At 34.3% G+C, this 15,669-nt stretch carries 13 protein-coding genes; 6 read left to right on the forward strand and 7 right to left on the reverse strand.

Going from position 1 to position 15,669, the window contains the following annotated elements; all coding sequences use genetic code 11:
* The first annotated feature begins 55 nt into the window (after window positions 1-55).
* Window positions 56-2,122 carry a M1 family metallopeptidase gene (locus tag ACSVH5_RS00045; protein ID WP_438059424.1) on the forward strand — a complete coding sequence of 689 codons (2,067 nt, stop codon included), beginning with the start codon at window positions 56-58 and terminating at the stop codon, window positions 2,120-2,122.
* A gap of 65 nt (window positions 2,123-2,187) precedes the next feature.
* On the opposite strand, the gene ACSVH5_RS00050 is transcribed toward ACSVH5_RS00045, so the two are convergent.
* A complete protein-coding gene (locus tag ACSVH5_RS00050; RefSeq protein ID WP_438059425.1) occupies window positions 2,188-2,709 on the reverse strand; it encodes a hypothetical protein in 522 nt (173 codons plus the stop codon).
* A 428-nt stretch (window positions 2,710-3,137) separates the two neighbouring features.
* On the opposite strand from ACSVH5_RS00050, the gene ACSVH5_RS00055 reads away from it, so the two are divergent.
* Window positions 3,138-3,905: a sulfite exporter TauE/SafE family protein gene (locus ACSVH5_RS00055; RefSeq protein ID WP_438059426.1), complete on the forward strand. Its 768-nt coding sequence runs from the start codon at window positions 3,138-3,140 to the stop codon at window positions 3,903-3,905.
* Window positions 3,906-3,937: 32 nt separating this feature from the next.
* Here the strand turns inward: ACSVH5_RS00055 and ACSVH5_RS00060 are convergent, their stop codons facing one another.
* The 3 genes from ACSVH5_RS00060 to ACSVH5_RS00070 all read right to left on the reverse strand — a co-directional run bounded on the left by ACSVH5_RS00060 (window position 3,938) and on the right by ACSVH5_RS00070 (window position 8,214).
* Window positions 3,938-4,402: a hypothetical protein gene (locus ACSVH5_RS00060; protein ID WP_438059427.1), complete on the reverse strand. Its 465-nt coding sequence runs from the start codon at window positions 4,400-4,402 to the stop codon at window positions 3,938-3,940.
* A 300-nt stretch (window positions 4,403-4,702) separates the two neighbouring features.
* Window positions 4,703-5,887, reverse strand: coding sequence for a cytochrome-c peroxidase (locus ACSVH5_RS00065; protein ID WP_438059428.1), 1,185 nt, complete (start codon window positions 5,885-5,887; stop codon window positions 4,703-4,705).
* A 155-nt stretch (window positions 5,888-6,042) separates the two neighbouring features.
* Window positions 6,043-8,214: a DPP IV N-terminal domain-containing protein gene (locus ACSVH5_RS00070; RefSeq protein WP_438059429.1), complete on the reverse strand. Its 2,172-nt coding sequence runs from the start codon at window positions 8,212-8,214 to the stop codon at window positions 6,043-6,045.
* Between the two features lie 231 nt (window positions 8,215-8,445).
* On the opposite strand from ACSVH5_RS00070, the gene ACSVH5_RS00075 reads away from it, so the two are divergent.
* The 4 genes from ACSVH5_RS00075 (at window position 8,446) to ACSVH5_RS00090 (ending at window position 13,179) form a co-directional block, all read left to right on the forward strand.
* Window positions 8,446-9,294, forward strand: a complete 849-nt coding sequence (locus tag ACSVH5_RS00075; RefSeq protein WP_438059430.1) for a hypothetical protein — start codon at window positions 8,446-8,448, stop codon at window positions 9,292-9,294.
* Complete coding sequence (locus ACSVH5_RS00080) at window positions 9,285-9,869, forward strand: hypothetical protein (RefSeq protein ID WP_438059431.1); 585 nt, start codon at window positions 9,285-9,287, stop codon at window positions 9,867-9,869. The genes ACSVH5_RS00075 and ACSVH5_RS00080 overlap by 10 nt, the downstream gene beginning before the upstream one ends.
* A 257-nt stretch (window positions 9,870-10,126) precedes the next feature.
* Window positions 10,127-12,460 (forward strand): ATP-dependent helicase, encoded by a 2,334-nt coding sequence (locus tag ACSVH5_RS00085; RefSeq protein ID WP_438059432.1) that lies wholly within the window; start codon window positions 10,127-10,129, stop codon window positions 12,458-12,460.
* 98 nt (window positions 12,461-12,558) lie between these two features.
* Window positions 12,559-13,179, forward strand: a complete 621-nt coding sequence (locus ACSVH5_RS00090; protein WP_438059433.1) for an L-threonylcarbamoyladenylate synthase — start codon at window positions 12,559-12,561, stop codon at window positions 13,177-13,179.
* Between the two features lie 106 nt (window positions 13,180-13,285).
* Here the strand turns inward: ACSVH5_RS00090 and ACSVH5_RS00095 are convergent, their stop codons facing one another.
* The 3 genes from ACSVH5_RS00095 to ACSVH5_RS00105 form a co-directional block, all read right to left on the reverse strand.
* A complete protein-coding gene (locus ACSVH5_RS00095) occupies window positions 13,286-14,119 on the reverse strand; it encodes an OmpA family protein (RefSeq protein ID WP_438059434.1) in 834 nt (277 codons plus the stop codon).
* Between the two features lie 66 nt (window positions 14,120-14,185).
* Window positions 14,186-15,178, reverse strand: coding sequence for a glycosyltransferase family 2 protein (locus ACSVH5_RS00100; RefSeq protein WP_438059435.1), 993 nt, complete (start codon window positions 15,176-15,178; stop codon window positions 14,186-14,188).
* Window positions 15,179-15,186: 8 nt separating this feature from the next.
* The gene (locus tag ACSVH5_RS00105; protein ID WP_159685233.1) at window positions 15,187-15,651 is read right to left on the reverse strand and encodes a type I restriction enzyme HsdR N-terminal domain-containing protein; all 465 of its coding nucleotides are present in this window, start codon (window positions 15,649-15,651) and stop codon (window positions 15,187-15,189) included.
* Window positions 15,652-15,669 lie beyond the last annotated feature (18 nt).

Raw genomic sequence — 15,669 nt, forward strand, 5'->3', positions numbered from 1 at the left:
AAGCGGACGCCCTGTTGTAACTTTGAAATTCAAATGCTATCGAAAATCTGTTTAGATGAAATATATTTTTCTTTTTTTAACCTCATTTATTTTTGCACAACAAACGCAATCGGTTGACTTTAAAACCGCCAACGGTCAATTGTTCGTCAACCCAAAGGACAAAACGATTTCGGGCACTGTTACTTACTTGTTTGATGTGTTGCAACCTATCGATACCATTAAGATTGATGCGCAAAATATGCAGTTTACCAATGTGAAATTGAACGACAAACCGATTTCTTTTACCACTAATGGAAAACAACTGTTGTTAATTCATCCGTTTAAAAAAGGAAAAAAATGGGTGCAGTTTTCTTATGAAGCCAAACCTAAGCAAACCTTATACTTTATAGGTTCTGAAGCGAATGCTAATTTACAGATTTGGACGCAAGGACAAGGGAAATACACCAGCCATTGGTTTCCGAGTTTTGATGATGTGAATGAAAAAGTGGTTTTTAACTTGGAAATTGTCTTTGATAAAAACTATCAAGTCATTGCCAATGGAACCTTGAAAGAGAAAATGACTAATGGCAATAACACTTACTGGCGCTATAGAATGCAAAAGCCTATGAGTTCGTACTTGTTGATGATGGCTATTGGTAAATTTGATAAAAAAACGCAACAATCCAATTCTGGCGTACCTTTAGAATGGTATTATGAACCTAAAGATGCAGCGTTTTTTGAACCAACCTATCGCCATTCGGAGGCTATTTTTAATTTTTTGGAGAAAGAAATAGATGTTAAATACCCTTGGAGGAATTACAAGCAGGTGCCTGTTAGAGATTTTTTATATGCAGGAATGGAGAACACTTCGGCAACGACTTTTTCGAGTCGGTATGTGGTGGATGCAGTTGGGTTTAACGACCGAAAATATACCAATGTCAATGCGCACGAATTGGCGCATCAGTGGTTTGGTGATTTGGTAACTGCCGAGAGCAGCAAACATCATTGGTTACAAGAAGGTTTTGCGACCTATTATGCGCTGTTGGCCGAGAAGGAGTTGTATGGAGTAGATTATTTTTATAGTTATTTATACGAAAAAGCACAGCAACTCAAATTCGCCTCTCGCACGGATACCATTCCTGTGTTGAATGCAAAAGCGAGTTCTTTGACCTTCTACGAAAAAGGCGCTTGGGCTTTATTTGTTTTGCATCAAAAAATAGGAGATAAGGCTTTTAAAAAAGCAATAAAAAACTACCTCAAGAAGCACGCTTTTCAAACGGTAAACACCAATGATTTTTTTGTAGAAATTGAAAAAGTTGCCGCTTTTGATACCAAATTATTTTCTAAAGTATGGCTTGAGGATTATAAATTCAATACGCTAGAAGCTAATGATTTACTTAAAAAGAATACAGCAATAAAAGTCCAGCTAGAACTAGACCAATTGCGCAACACTCCATTGGCAGAGAAGAAAGATTTTTTGATGAAAGTTTTGCAATCGGATGTCTATTACACTGTGAAAGAAAGTGTAATTTTTCAGCTTCGAAAAGAGTCCTACGACAATATAAAAGAGTTGTTAGCTGTGGCGATGGCAACAAAGAATTGGTCTATCCGACAGAAAATCGCAAACCTATTTCCTAAAGTTCCAGAAGCCTTCAAAGCCGATTATGAAACCTTGCTAACCGATGCTTCTTATCAAACGCAAGAAATAGCATTGTTTCAATTATGGAATAGTTTCGAGAATGACCGAGTTCGTTATTTGGACCAAACCAAGAATTGGAAAGGTTTTAACGATTATAACTTGAGAATTTTGTGGTTGGCTTTGGCTTTGAATACGCCCAATTACAATGCAGATGCTGCCGCTTTGTCTAAAGAATTGATTCAGTATTCTAGTCTTGATTTTGAAGCGAGTACGCGTCAGAATGCATTAGAGAGTTTGATAGGCTTTCAGATTATAAACCCTGAAGTATTGCATAATTTAGTCAATGCCACCACGCATCATTTATGGCAGTTTTCGAAATTTGGAAGAGACAATATTCGTAAATTATTAAAAGACCCAAAGTATAGAGCAGCTTTTGAAGAACTTTTACCTAAGTTGAATGAGAACGAAAAATCCCAACTTAACCGATTGTTAGTAGAGAAATAGTAATCGGTAACAGCTGTGAGTGATTGAATTACATTCAACTACTAACAGTTGTTAACCGAAAGCAATTACCATAAATCACTTACTTCTTGTTTGATAAATGCCAAAGCCGCGTTACTAGGCGATTGTTTTTCTAGCAAATCATTCAAAATCAACTCACGCATTTGATTGGCATTCTCTATAGATTCTTTTTTGGCAGCCATTCGAATCATTTGAATAGTTGCGTTTTTGGCAGTTAAAATAATACTCCAACATTCATCCGACATATACACTTGTTGCGTCAAATTATGTTCGAATTCTTGTTCGATGTGAGCGATAATCAATTGTTCATAGTCACTCTTTTCAGTCGAAATAGGAGCAATGCGAATCAATAACTGATTCAAACTAATGCGCTCCAAAAACAAAGTCATACGCTCATACGCCTGTAAACGGATGGGTAAAGCTGTTTTTTGAGCTTCTCTATGCAATAAAAAACGACGACGCCCAGCCTCGTCTTTGGTATGTAAATTAAAAAATTGATAGGCCACCACTCCAGTAATTAGTGAGGGTAAAGTGTAACTAGCTAGTTCAATAATTCTTGTTGCGTCCATAAGTATAATTGGGTTTGGGGCACAAAAATAAACTTTTTTGAATTAGGATTGTTGAATTATTGTTTAACTGATTAATCGGTTAATTGTTTAAAATTTGCAGTTAAGTTGTTTTACCACAAAGAACCACAAAGAAGGACCCAAGAAACACAAAGTTTTGTAATTGTCTTAGCGACACTTGCGTAAACCTTTGCGCTCCTTGCGGTTAAGTAATAGACACAAACTCCACAGATTTTCACAGATAGCTACTTCTATGTCCTTATTTGTCTTATATGTTAAAAAAAACAGTTAACTTAAAAAACTGTTATGACTTATATGTTTATATTTTTTGTACCCTTTGTGTTTAAATTATATAAAAATTCCTGATGATTACTACTCAAAATCATTCGATACTCCTATTTTTGCCGCAACCAATACAAAACCACCGCTCAATGGATGTTACTATCTTACTTTTGCTTTGTTTAGCCGCTTTTGCTGCGGGATTTATAGATGCTATAGTAGGAGGAGGTGGACTCATACAAACCCCCGTTGGACTCATTTTGTTGCCCAGTCTTCCTGTCGCAACCGTAATTGGAACCTTAAAAGTACCCGCATTTAGTGGTACCTCTTTTGCTGCTTTTCAGTACTTGAAGAAAGTGGATTTAAACTGGAAACTACTCGGAATTATGATGCTTTTGGCATTTCCGTCCGCGTTTTTGGGTTCAACTTTGCTGACCTATGTGAGCAATGATTTTATGAAACCACTTTTGTTGGTCGTGCTGTCGTTTTTAGTAATCTATACCTATGCCAAGAAAAATTTCGGACAGCAAATAGAAAAGAATATTTCTAATAAACGCCAATTGCTCAATGCTGTTGCCATCAGTTTTGTGGTGGGTCTGTACGACGGATTCATTGGTCCAGGCACGGGAAGTTTCTTGGTTGTGGCGTTTATTGCCATTATGGGGTTCGATTTTTTGCACGCTTCTGCGAATGCGAAAATGGTCAACTTAGCGACCAATTTTGGTTCGATTTGCTTGTTTATGCTCAAAGGCAAAATCATTTGGGCTATTGCGATTCCTATGGCGGCTAGCAATGCGCTCGGTGGATGGTTGGGCGCCAAATTGGCTATCAACAAAGGCAATAGTTTTATCCGAATCTTTTTTCTGGTGGTAGTCATTGGCACGTTAGTCCGATTTGCCTACGACGTTTTTTACAAATAAAAAAAGGAGAAATTATCTCCTTTTTGTGCTAATTATTCTTTACAATCCGTTTCAGAGAATTTGTATTTGACCTTTTCATAATCGATAGGTTGACCTTTCACAAAATAGGTTTTTCCTAAATAAGTTTCTATTTTGCCATTACCAAGGATGAGTTCCTTTCCTTTTTTGAGTAGGGCTAATGGGTTTTTAAAGATTGTTTTATCTGTTTGACCGGAGGTATAAGTATAATCAACTAGTAAAGTGTCTCCGCTAAATTTCCCAGTGATAGTGCCATCTTTAATAGGTGAATCAAATTCTTTCATTACCATCTTGCCGGTAATATGTCCATTTTTTAAGGTGTTAAGTTTTATATTAACGGTGTCCTTTTCATATACCGCTTGGTAACAAGTTACTTGTAAAGGTGGTTGCTCAATTGCTTTTGAATTGTCTACTTCTTTTTTACAACTTGCTAGGCCCAAACACGAAATGATCATGTAAATCCAAAAATTGTTTTTCATGTTTTCTATTTTTTGTTATTTAAATTTAGTCCTAATTTACAAAATAATATCAAGTTATTATAGAAGTCTTCGGAGATTTTTATTTCCATATAATATAACCCTAAAACAAATTCTTAATGAGCACAATCAGCTATATCTTAAGTTTTTAGTTCTTTGTGTTGTTATTTTATATTATCAGAATATACTTATGCATGAAAAATTGGGGGTAATTGCTGGCTTCATTACTGCTAAAGGTTTTATGTTGATCTTGATAAATTATTTTAGACTTAACTATCAAAAAGAAGTCGAAAAATAAATATTTTAAAAAGGGGAAGACCATTTTGGATCAGTATAAACAGCAGTACCAGTGAGGGTTTTAATAAAAGCAATAAGCGCGTTTACTTCAGTAGCGGTCAAATGTAATTGCTGACCAAATCCATTTGGACGTAAACGCGGATCTAAATTGGAATTGCCAGGCGCAATGTTTATGGTTCCGTAATGTCCAATAACATTTTGTAAAGTAGCTAAATTGCCAGTATGCATCATAGGTCCGTTAGGTTCGCCTTTTTGATTGAGTAAGTCTCGCAAGGAAGGCGCTTTTGTATTGGTTATATCAATTCCAGTTGCATTTAATACGCCAATTATTCCGTTGTTTCTGGAGTTGGGATCAATATCGAATTCAGGAGCACCGTGGCAAGCTGCACAGCCTAATCCTCCAGAAATTCTATTGCCTGTAGTATCAAAAACAGGTGGCGTTAAAAACAAATCTTTACCTTGATTTTCTTGAGCAGTAAAGTTATTGAAGTTTTGCTTATCATTGGTGGCTGAAGCTCTTCCAATATCGAATTTGGAATCAAAAGATTGAATGCTTCTGATAAATTGTGCCAAAGCCAATTGAATTTTGGTTTCGGTAATCTCCTCGGAACCATAAACAAATCGAAATAGTTCTTTATAGTATCCAATATTTTGCAATTTGTTAATTAGGCTTGCCAAATTAGCATCACCGTTGGTTCCACTAAATCCCATTTCGATATGATTCTGAATGGGTTGTGTTGTTTGATTTTCTAAACTTGTAGCTCTTTCATCCCAAAAGAATTTATTTTCATTTGAAAATCTAGAATTGACAAGTCGCATAGAATGTCTGGTTGTTGTTCCGTTAATTCCGATGCTAGCGACGGCATCATCCCCAAATGCATTAGCTTGTTTATGGCAAGAGGAACAAGAGATGGTATTGTTGGCTGATAAATTTTTATCATAAAACAAAACCCTTCCCAAAGTAGCTCCTTTATCAGTAATCGAATTGCCACTGGTATTGTCTTTTGTGATGTAAGAGGGAACATTTTGATTTTGATAATTAAACAACTTATTCAAATCTATTTTTCCAGAAAATGTTTTGGAAACATTTGGGTAAGAATCTATTGTATTATAATTAGTATCATTATCATTTTTAGAACATGAACTAATTATTACAGCAATACCTAAGAAAAATAAATGTAGTTTTTTCATAAAGTTTTTAATTAATTTAATTTTAGTATTTGAATAGATTTATGAAAAAAAGTTTAATGACTAATTGAAATTTTAACATTTACTGCTTTAAAAACAAGTTATTTATATAATAACTGTTGAATAAAAAAAGCAATGTGAGAACATTGCTTTTTTGGTTATTTAGGTTGAATCAAAAACTCCTTAGGAGGTTGTGCTTGCAGTAAATGGGTTACGAAATAATCCCATCGTTTGCGCATCATATAGAAAGTGTCTGCACCAAAACCATGACGAGCATTGGGGAAAAGGATGAAATCAAAATCTTTGTTGGCTTTTTGTAACGCTTGAATCACCAGATAAGTGTTGTAAGGTGGTACGTTGTCATCCATTCCGCCATGCGCTAATAATAATTTTCCTTTTAGATTTGCAGCAAAATTAGCATTGGCTTGATCTTCATAATTAGATTTTCCGTTGATGTCTTTGGTCAAAAGACCAATGTATCGTTCCCCCCAATCGTCTTCATAATTTCGATTTTCATGATTACCAGATTCAGAGATACCCACTTTGTAAAACTCTGGATATCTAAATAAGGCTGCTGCTGTAGCATAACCACCACCTGAATGTCCCCAAATCCCCACTTTGTCCAAATCCATAAATGGGTATTTAGTGGCTAATTGCTTAATTCCTGAAATTTGATCTTCTAAAGTGTTGTCGGCCATATTGCCATAACAAGCATCATGAAATGATTTAGAACGGTCTGGATTACAGGTTCCATCAATGATAACTACAATAAAACCCAATTCAGCCAAGGCTTGATGATCACTTCGTGCTGAGAAAAAATTACGACTGCCTACACCGCCACCTTGAGGTCCAGGATAAATGTAATTAACTACAGGATATTTTTTAGTTGGATCCAAATGAGTAGGCGTAAAGAGCAATCCGTATAAATCCCATTTTCCATCTCTTGATTTTACTTTGATGGGTTCCGGTGCTTTCCAACCCGTAGCTACAAGTTTTGAAATATCTGCTTTTTCAAGGGTTGCAATTAATTTCCCATTAGAACCTCTCAAAACCGAAACGGGTGCCACATTGGGTTGAGAATAAGTATCTACAAAATAGTCTCCATTGGGAGATAATGAGATGTTGTGGTTTCCATCTTCTGGAGTTAGTAATTGAAGGTTCTTTCCGCTGAAATCAATTCGGTAAAAATGACTGAAATAAGGATCACGACCTGTTTCCCTACCATTGGCTTCAAAATAAAGCACTCGATTTTTTTCGTCGACTTTTAAAAGTTGGGTTACTACAAAATTCCCTTTGGTAATTTGTGATTTTAATTTACCAGTTTTAGCATCATATAAATACAAATGTCCCCAATCGTCACGTTCACTGTACCAAATGATTTCATTGGAACTTTCTAAATAATGCCAATTTACTTTTCCCTGACCACTTTCGTATTGTGTGGCTACTTTTTCTTCAAAAATGTCTTTTACGGCGCCTGTTAGTGCATCGGCAATTCTGACTTTGGCTTCTTTATGATCACGTGAAGTAGAAACAAAGGCTAATTTTGTTCCGTCAGCATTCCATTCGTTATCATCAAAAGAACCGGAACAAGAAATATCATCACACAAAGTTCCTCTTCGTGGATCGGGAGCCATATTGAAGCGAATAACTTTTGGCGTCTCAACTTCGATAATCACACGCTCAATTTGAATTATTTTTTCATCACCAGGAAGCGGATATTTCCAAGCCTCCAATTTGGGAGCTCCCACATTGGTTGATACCAAATACATATCTTTTACGTGACGTTGGTCTTGTTGAAAAGTTGCAATTTTTTTAGAATCGGGAGACCATAATAAAATAGCTTTATTGCTGTGTTTCCATCCCGCATTATCGGTGGCATAGCCATAATCTTTTACGCCATCGAAGGTAAGTTGGGTTTCTTTTTGTGAAGCCAAATCTTTGACCCAAAGGTTCCAGTCTTTGATGAAAGCGGCTTTTTTACCGTCTGGCGATTTTACTTCAAAAGGAGTAACTGTATAAGTTGGGGTAGTAGGCGTATTATTTTCAGGAAGTAATGACTTTAAATCGGAGCCCGTTTTTCGAGTGCCATCAACTGTATGAATGACTACCATTTCTTTTCCGTTAGGAGTAGTATTGTTGTACCAAAAATCACCATTGGGTAACCAATTTGGGTTTACGTTACTATTGAAAACCAATTTATTGGTATTGAATCCTAAATAGTTTACTGCTTGTTCATAATCGGTTGAGGATAGTGTTTTGTTGCTATTTTGAGCTTGGATACTTAAGGCCAAAAGCATTAGTACAAAATACAATGAGCTTTTTTTAGTCATAGTGGGTAATTAATAATTGTTTAGTGGAGGTTAAATTTAATCAAATTCTATTTAAATATATTCGATTACTTTTTTTCATATTTTATAAAAAAATTAAATAAATCGAGATAAATTTAAATTTGTATCTTTGAAAATATTGATTATCAGTAATTTGTATTTTTTTAATAATTTATACTGCTCAATATTAATTCATGATCTAAATAATTACAAATTTTGATTAAACGAGAAAATATGAAATTATATTTGGTCATTTTACTTATGTTGTCTTCATTTATCACTTTTTCACAATCTGATGACAAAGACGTACTAAAACTTTTGGATAGTATAAAAGCATTTGATCCGATTGAAAATTTAAATTCTCAAGTTAATGAACTGTCTTTTGAACTTGCTAAATATCAAGGGGATTTTAGGAATTTGACACAAGAATATAAAATGCTAGAGGAATTTAGTTTGAGACAATTTCTGTATAGAAAAATTCTTGACCAACTAGAATCAGGTGCTATTCCTAATCTTTCCGAATTTGAACCATTTATTGCATCCAAAATGCGTAGTGTTTGGGGAGTGGAGAATTGGTCTCTCTTTGAAATAACTCCAAGCGGTAATAGTTTACCAATTACAATCTTTATTGATTCTTCTAGTGATATGAATCCTTATTTTAATGACTTTCCTGTAAGAGATTTAGGATTATCACTGTATAATGGAGATGCCATTCTTAAAAAACTATTTCCTAATGTGTTCCGAAAGATACAAAGCGGAAAAATTGTTTTTAAATTCAAACAATTAGCTCCTATGATTTTACAATTTATGGGGGTGCCAAGGCTTCAATTTCCTACTAATTTAAACAACTCTTCAAGTAAATCATTGGAAGCTAAACATAAGTATGCCGATGAACTTCTTGAATGGATTTCTTCAGCTTTAAGTGGCGCAATGAGGTCTGTGGGATATACTTCAGATGTTCTGGGGGATTATATGAAAATTGAAAAAAAAGCCTATACAAAACCAACGATTGATCAAAAAATTGCTTTAAGAATTCAGTATATCCAATTTCTCAAGAAAAAATATGATATGGTATGGAAATAAAAACTAAAAACACCTTATTTGGGGTACTATTACTATATGCAAGTGTAGTTAGTGTAAATGCACAAGATGCAATTGAATCCAAGGAGGATATAGTAACTGAATTTTTATCATCACATGATTCGATAAAGAAACAAAAAATAACGGTAGAAAGCCCACCTAAATTGGAATTTACTTTGGAAACCCCAACTGGAAATTCAGAACGTGATTCTATACAATTTTATAGACAGTTACAACAATACGATTTTGCCGCCATGCACCAACAGCGAAGCTTTGCTTGGCAATTTTACAGTAGTATTATCATTTTTGTCATGGTCATTTTTATTGTAATTATGGGACTTATTTTGTCATATAAACAATTTAAGCTCACGGAAATACAAATAAAATCTAATATTTCTAAACCAAAATCTGAAACTGTTGAAGTAGCATCTGAAACTACAAATATCGAAATTTCACAAACGGGCTTGAAAATCAATACAGGAGTTATTGGGCTTGCTATTTTATTCCTTTCTCTTGCATTTTTCTTTCTTTATCTTAAGTATGTTTATCAAATTGATGTCATAGATACTGGTCATTAGTATTTTATTCGGTTTGCATTTTTTTAAATTAATATAAATCTCGATTTGTAATTTTTCCATTTTTGAGTGAAATATTCGATACTGATTTGTCAACTATTACAGGCCATCAATCTAACAGCATGGAATTTACAGTATTTAGTTCACTCCCAATTTTTTGGTAATCAAATGCATTATTTTTTAAATCAGTAAATTGTAAGCGGCCATTCGGAATTCCTACTTAAATCCTTATTTTTGCCTATCTTAAATAAAAATCATTCATGCACCAATATATCGATCAGCTCAACGAAGCCCAACGTGAACCTGTACTTCAAAAAGATGGACCAATGATTATTATCGCTGGCGCAGGCTCCGGAAAAACTAGGGTTCTTACTATTCGTATAGCCTATTTAATGCACCAAGGTATTGATGCTTTCAATATTTTGGCTTTGACTTTTACCAATAAAGCGGCTAGAGAGATGAAAAATAGAATTTCTCAAATTGTAGGATCTTCTGAAGCCAAAAATTTGTGGATGGGAACCTTTCACTCGGTTTTTGCAAGAATATTGCGTTCAGAATCAGATCATCTGGGCTATCCTTCTAATTTCACTATTTATGACTCCCAAGATTCTGCTCGATTGATCTCGGCAATAATTAAAGAAATGCAATTGGACCGTGATATTTATAAACCCAAACAGGTGCTGAGTCGTATTTCGAGTTATAAAAATAGTTTGATTACAGTTAAGGCGTATTTTAATAATCCTGAATTGATAGAGGCCGATGCTATGTCGAAAAAACCTCGTTTGGGTGAAATTTATCAGCAATACGTTGAACGCTGTTTTAAAGCTGGAGCGATGGATTTTGATGATTTGTTATTAAAAACCAATGAGTTACTAACTCGATTCCCAGAAGTTTTGGCTAAATACCAAAACAGATTTCGATACATACTAGTAGATGAGTACCAAGATACCAATCATTCGCAGTATTTAATCGTACGAGCACTTTCGGATCGCTTTCAAAATATATGCGTAGTTGGGGATGATGCACAAAGTATTTATGCTTTTCGTGGCGCGAACATTAATAATATTTTGAATTTTCAAAAAGATTATGAAGGCGTTAAAACCTTTCGTTTAGAACAAAATTATCGTTCTACTAGAAATATTGTAGAAGCTGCCAATACCATCATCGATAAAAATAAAACCAAGTTGGACAAAGTGGTTTGGACAGCCAATGACTTTGGTCCAAAAATCAAAGTACATCGCAGTTTGACCGATGCAGAAGAAGGTCGATTTGTAGCGAGTACCATTTTTGAACAAAAAATGCAACATCAGTTACATAACGGTGCTTTTGCCATTTTGTATAGAACCAATGCTCAGTCAAGAGCTATGGAAGACGCTTTGAGAAAAAGAGATATTCCCTATCGTATTTACGGTGGATTGTCTTTTTATCAAAGGAAAGAAATCAAAGATGTGTTGTGTTATTTGCGCTTAGTCATCAATCCCAAAGATGAAGAAGCTTTAATTCGTGTTATCAATTATCCAGCGCGCGGAATAGGGGATACCACTATCGAAAAGTTGACTATAGCGGCCAATCATTACAAGCGTTCGATTTGGGAAGTGATGCAAAATGTTGATAAAATTGATTTGAAATTGAATTCGGGAACCAAACAAAAACTAGCCGATTTTGTGACGATGATTCAGAGTTTTCAAGTTATCAATGAAAATCAAGATGCTTTTTACATTACGGATCATGTGGCAAAAAAAACAGGTTTGGTTCAAGAATTAAAAAAAGATGCTACTCCAGAAGGAATGGCTAAAATTCAGAATATTGAAGAACTCTTGAACGGTATCAAAGATTTTACCGAAGGGCAAAAAGAAATTGATGGAGCTCGTGGTGCATTGTCTGAATTTATGGAAGATGTTGCCTTAGCAACCGATTTAGATAAAGATACCAGCGATGAAGATCGAGTGGCTTTAATGACGATTCACTTAGCAAAAGGGTTGGAGTTTCCTCATGTCTTTGTAGTAGGAATGGAAGAAGATTTGTTTCCAAGTGCCATGAGTATGAGTACCCGAAGTGAATTAGAAGAAGAACGTAGATTGTTTTATGTAGCTTTAACACGTGCAGAGCATCAAGCCTATTTGACCTATGCACAATCTCGCTACCGTTGGGGAAAATTAACAGATAGCGAACCCTCCCGATTTATTGAGGAAATCGACGGTCAGTATCTAGAATATTTAACTCCCGCTGAGAGCAATTATCGTTATAAACCACAAATTGATAGTGATATTTTTGGTGATGTAGATAAATCAAAACTTAGATTAGCTAAACCCGTTGCAGGTACTCCTCCTAAGTATAGTACTAGTAGTGAGCCAAAACCTGAAGCTGTTATTCGTAAGTTAAAGCCAATGGGAACTTCAAATTCCTCTGGAAGCACCAATTTGTTTGACAATCAATTAGTGGTTGGAAATGTTGTAATGCATGAACGCTTTGGTAAAGGACAGATTTTAAACTTAGAAGGAGCTGGAGCTGATAAAAAAGCCGAAATTAAGTTTGAAGTTGGTGGAATTAAGAAATTATTGTTGCGTTTCGCAAAATTAGAAGTGATTGGATAACATCAGTTAAAACTTTATAAGAAATTGTACTGTTTTTACTTATTAAATCTGTAACTTACTGGTATAAATTCTATCTTTCAATAAAAACATAATCCTAGATGGCACAATTTATTAAAATATACGAAGATAAGCCAAGTGAAGCTGCTATTGCGAAAGTAGTTAAAGTACTTCGTGATGGTGGATTAGTCATTTATCCTACAGACACTGTATATGGTTTGGGTTGCGATATAACTAATTCAAGAGCATTAGAGAAAATTGCCAAAATTAAGGGAATCAAATTAGAAAAAGCCAATTGGTCGTTTATTTGCCACGATTTGAGCAATCTTTCGGATTATGTTCGACAAATAGATACAGCTACTTTTAAGATTTTAAAAAGAGCTTTACCTGGACCCTATACTTTTATTTTACCTGGTAATAATAATTTACCAAAAGAATTCAAGAAAAAAACAACGGTTGGTATAAGGGTTCCTGATAATAATATTATTTTAGAATTAGTAAGACAATTGGGGAATCCTATCGTGTCAACCTCCATACGTGATGACGATGATGTAATTGAGTACACTACCGATCCTGAATTAATTTTTGAAAAATGGCAAAATTTAGTCGATATTGTGATTGATGGTGGATATGGAGATAATATTGGGTCAACCATTGTAGATTTGTCAGGTTATGAGCCAGTTGTAGTTAGAGAGGGAAAAGGGAGTTTAGATATTTTATAAAAAAAAAACATCAATTGATTATTATACATTGGTAGGTCTTTCGACCTACTTTTTTGCATAAAAAAAGCGCCTTTAAAAGACGCTTTAAAAAATAGTATTAAGAAATTTATTGTTGTTGTTTCTTCATTTCTTTTTCAATCATATCATAGAATTGATCAATTTTAGGTAAAACTACGATACGAGTTCTTCTGTTTTTAGAACGATTTTCTGGTGTGTCATTTTCTACTAAGGGTACATATGAACTTCTACCCGCGGCAATTAATTGAGCTGGTTTTACTCCTAAATCATTAGTTAATACACGGATAATAGAAGTAGAGCGTTTTACACTCAAATCCCAATTGTCTAATAAAACTCCGTTACTTCTGTAAGGAACATTATCGGTATGACCTTCAACCATACATTCAAAATCAGGTTTGTCATTTACTACTTTGGCAACTTTAGCTAAAACAGCTTTTGCTTTATCGGTTACTTCATAGCTACCACTTTTGAATAATAATTTATCAGCAATAGAAATAAAAACTACTCCTTTTTCTACATTGATTTCAATATCTGGATCGGAAATTCCAACGGAACTTTTTAAACTAGTAACCAAAGCGAGTGTTACACTGTCTTTTTTGGTTAATGCATCTTGCATTCTACTAATTTTTAAATCTTTCTCTTTGATTGTTTCTAATGCTTTTTCAATATTTTCAGCTCCTTTTGTTGTAAGAACTGTCATATCTTTTGAAGTATTGATTAATAATTGATTTTTCTCTTTCAATCCTTCTACAGTAGCTGCTAAACCTGCTTTCTCTTCTAAGCAAGAGTTCAATTTAACTGTAGCAGTATTTAATAAATCTTGAGTTTCTTTGTTTTTTGCTTCCAAATCGGTGTATTTCTTCTTAGATACACAAGAAGATAAAAGTGTCAAAACGCATAAGGCAATTACTATTTTTCTCATAATTTTTATTTTATTGATGTTTTACAAAGTTAAATTTTAATATGAATACCTAGGTATAAAATATTGTTAAACTAGCTTTTCAAAAACAGTGCCATTCTTAATAAAATAAGTATAGACGATACTATTTACTTTGAAATAGGATTCATTTTGAAAAGCGCCTCTTTTTTTAAAGTGCTTGCTAAAATACTGATAAAAAGCCAAATGCGCTTTCAAAATTGCCAAAAAATGTTTGGGTTTTCCTTTTGTTAAAAATTGAAGCCCTGCAACACCATCTAGTACCATTCGCATAAACAGTCGACGAAACAAAACCGATTTGGGTAAGTTTTTGGTGAGCATAAACAGTGAATTTCTGAAATTCAATTCGGTTTTTTTGGGATTACCTTGTTGTAATGTTGCTCCTCCTACGTGGTAAACAACGGAGTTTGGTACATACTTAATAATGTGACCTAAATTTATGGCTCTCCAGCACAAATCGATTTCTTCTTGATGCGCAAAAAAATCGGAATCAAATCCGTTTAATTCGTGATAAATCTCTGAGCGAATAAAGAAACAAGCTCCAGATGCCCAAAAAATTTCGATACTATTATCGTATTGTCCGTTATCTTTTTCAAGCGTATCAAAGATACGTCCTCTGCAAAACGGAAAACCATATTTGTCAATGAAACCACCTGCGGCACCAGCATACTCAAAGTATTCTTTGTTTTTAAAGTCTAATATTTTGGGTTGGATGATAGCTGTTTTGGGCTCGTTTTTAAACGTTTCGATAATTGGTTGTAACCAATTGGTAGTAACTTCAATATCTGAATTTACCAAAGCATACAGATCGGCGTCTACATTCTGTAAAGCTTCGTTGTAGCCCCCAGCAAATCCATAATTGGCTTTATTGATAATGATTTTTACTGAGGGAAAATTAGCTTTCACATAAGCCACAGAATTATCTGTAGATGCATTATCAGCCACATAAATGGTGGCTTCTGGTGAATATTGAATAATCGTTGGAAGAAATTGTTCTAAAAGAGATTGTCCATTCCAATTAAGTATAACTACGGCTAATTTCATGGGTGAATTTAAGAAGTTTGTTGAGATATGGGACCATATTCTGGGATTGATCTTAGGAATTCGTATTTTTCATTTTCGAAATCCATTGTACAATAATAATGATTCAAACCATTGGTTACCATCAAAAATTGGGATTGCAATGTCATGTTGTATTGTGCAATTTGATCAAAAGTAGCTTGACTTATAGTGATATGTGGAGCTTTACATTCTATTAATGCGTGAATAGCGCCATTAGGATTAAAAATTACAATATCATAGCGCTTTCGCAAACCATTAACGTGTAACACTTTTTCTACATTTATTAAGGATTTTGGGTATTTTTTTTCTTGCATCAAAAATTGAACTACATGCTGACGTACCCATTCTTCAGGAGTAAGAATGATAAACTTTTTACGTATTTCATCAAAAATAGACACTTTATTTTCGCTATTTTTGAATCGGAAAGAGTAAGAAGGAAAATTAAGTTCTTGCATACTGCAAAAATATAAAAT

Origin of the sequence: Flavobacterium sp. RSSA_27 (genome assembly GCF_051547125.1) — a bacterium.
Classification (GTDB): domain Bacteria; phylum Bacteroidota; class Bacteroidia; order Flavobacteriales; family Flavobacteriaceae; genus Flavobacterium.

Excerpts from the sequence above, each read along its gene's own strand:
- ACSVH5_RS00045 (WP_438059424.1), top strand. The coding sequence starts at position 56 with ATGAAATATATTTTTCTTTTTTTAACCTCATTTATTTTTGCACAACAA.
- ACSVH5_RS00050 (WP_438059425.1), bottom strand. The coding sequence starts at position 2,709 with ATGGACGCAACAAGAATTATTGAACTAGCTAGTTACACTTTACCCTCA.
- ACSVH5_RS00055 (WP_438059426.1), top strand. The coding sequence starts at position 3,138 with ATGGATGTTACTATCTTACTTTTGCTTTGTTTAGCCGCTTTTGCTGCG.
- ACSVH5_RS00060 (WP_438059427.1), bottom strand. The coding sequence starts at position 4,402 with ATGAAAAACAATTTTTGGATTTACATGATCATTTCGTGTTTGGGCCTA.
- ACSVH5_RS00065 (WP_438059428.1), bottom strand. The coding sequence starts at position 5,887 with ATGAAAAAACTACATTTATTTTTCTTAGGTATTGCTGTAATAATTAGT.
- ACSVH5_RS00070 (WP_438059429.1), bottom strand. The coding sequence starts at position 8,214 with ATGACTAAAAAAAGCTCATTGTATTTTGTACTAATGCTTTTGGCCTTA.
- ACSVH5_RS00075 (WP_438059430.1), top strand. The coding sequence starts at position 8,446 with ATGAAATTATATTTGGTCATTTTACTTATGTTGTCTTCATTTATCACT.
- ACSVH5_RS00080 (WP_438059431.1), top strand. The coding sequence starts at position 9,285 with ATGGAAATAAAAACTAAAAACACCTTATTTGGGGTACTATTACTATAT.
- ACSVH5_RS00085 (WP_438059432.1), top strand. The coding sequence starts at position 10,127 with ATGCACCAATATATCGATCAGCTCAACGAAGCCCAACGTGAACCTGTA.
- ACSVH5_RS00090 (WP_438059433.1), top strand. The coding sequence starts at position 12,559 with ATGGCACAATTTATTAAAATATACGAAGATAAGCCAAGTGAAGCTGCT.
- ACSVH5_RS00095 (WP_438059434.1), bottom strand. The coding sequence starts at position 14,119 with ATGAGAAAAATAGTAATTGCCTTATGCGTTTTGACACTTTTATCTTCT.
- ACSVH5_RS00100 (WP_438059435.1), bottom strand. The coding sequence starts at position 15,178 with ATGAAATTAGCCGTAGTTATACTTAATTGGAATGGACAATCTCTTTTA.
- ACSVH5_RS00105 (WP_159685233.1), bottom strand. The coding sequence starts at position 15,651 with ATGCAAGAACTTAATTTTCCTTCTTACTCTTTCCGATTCAAAAATAGC.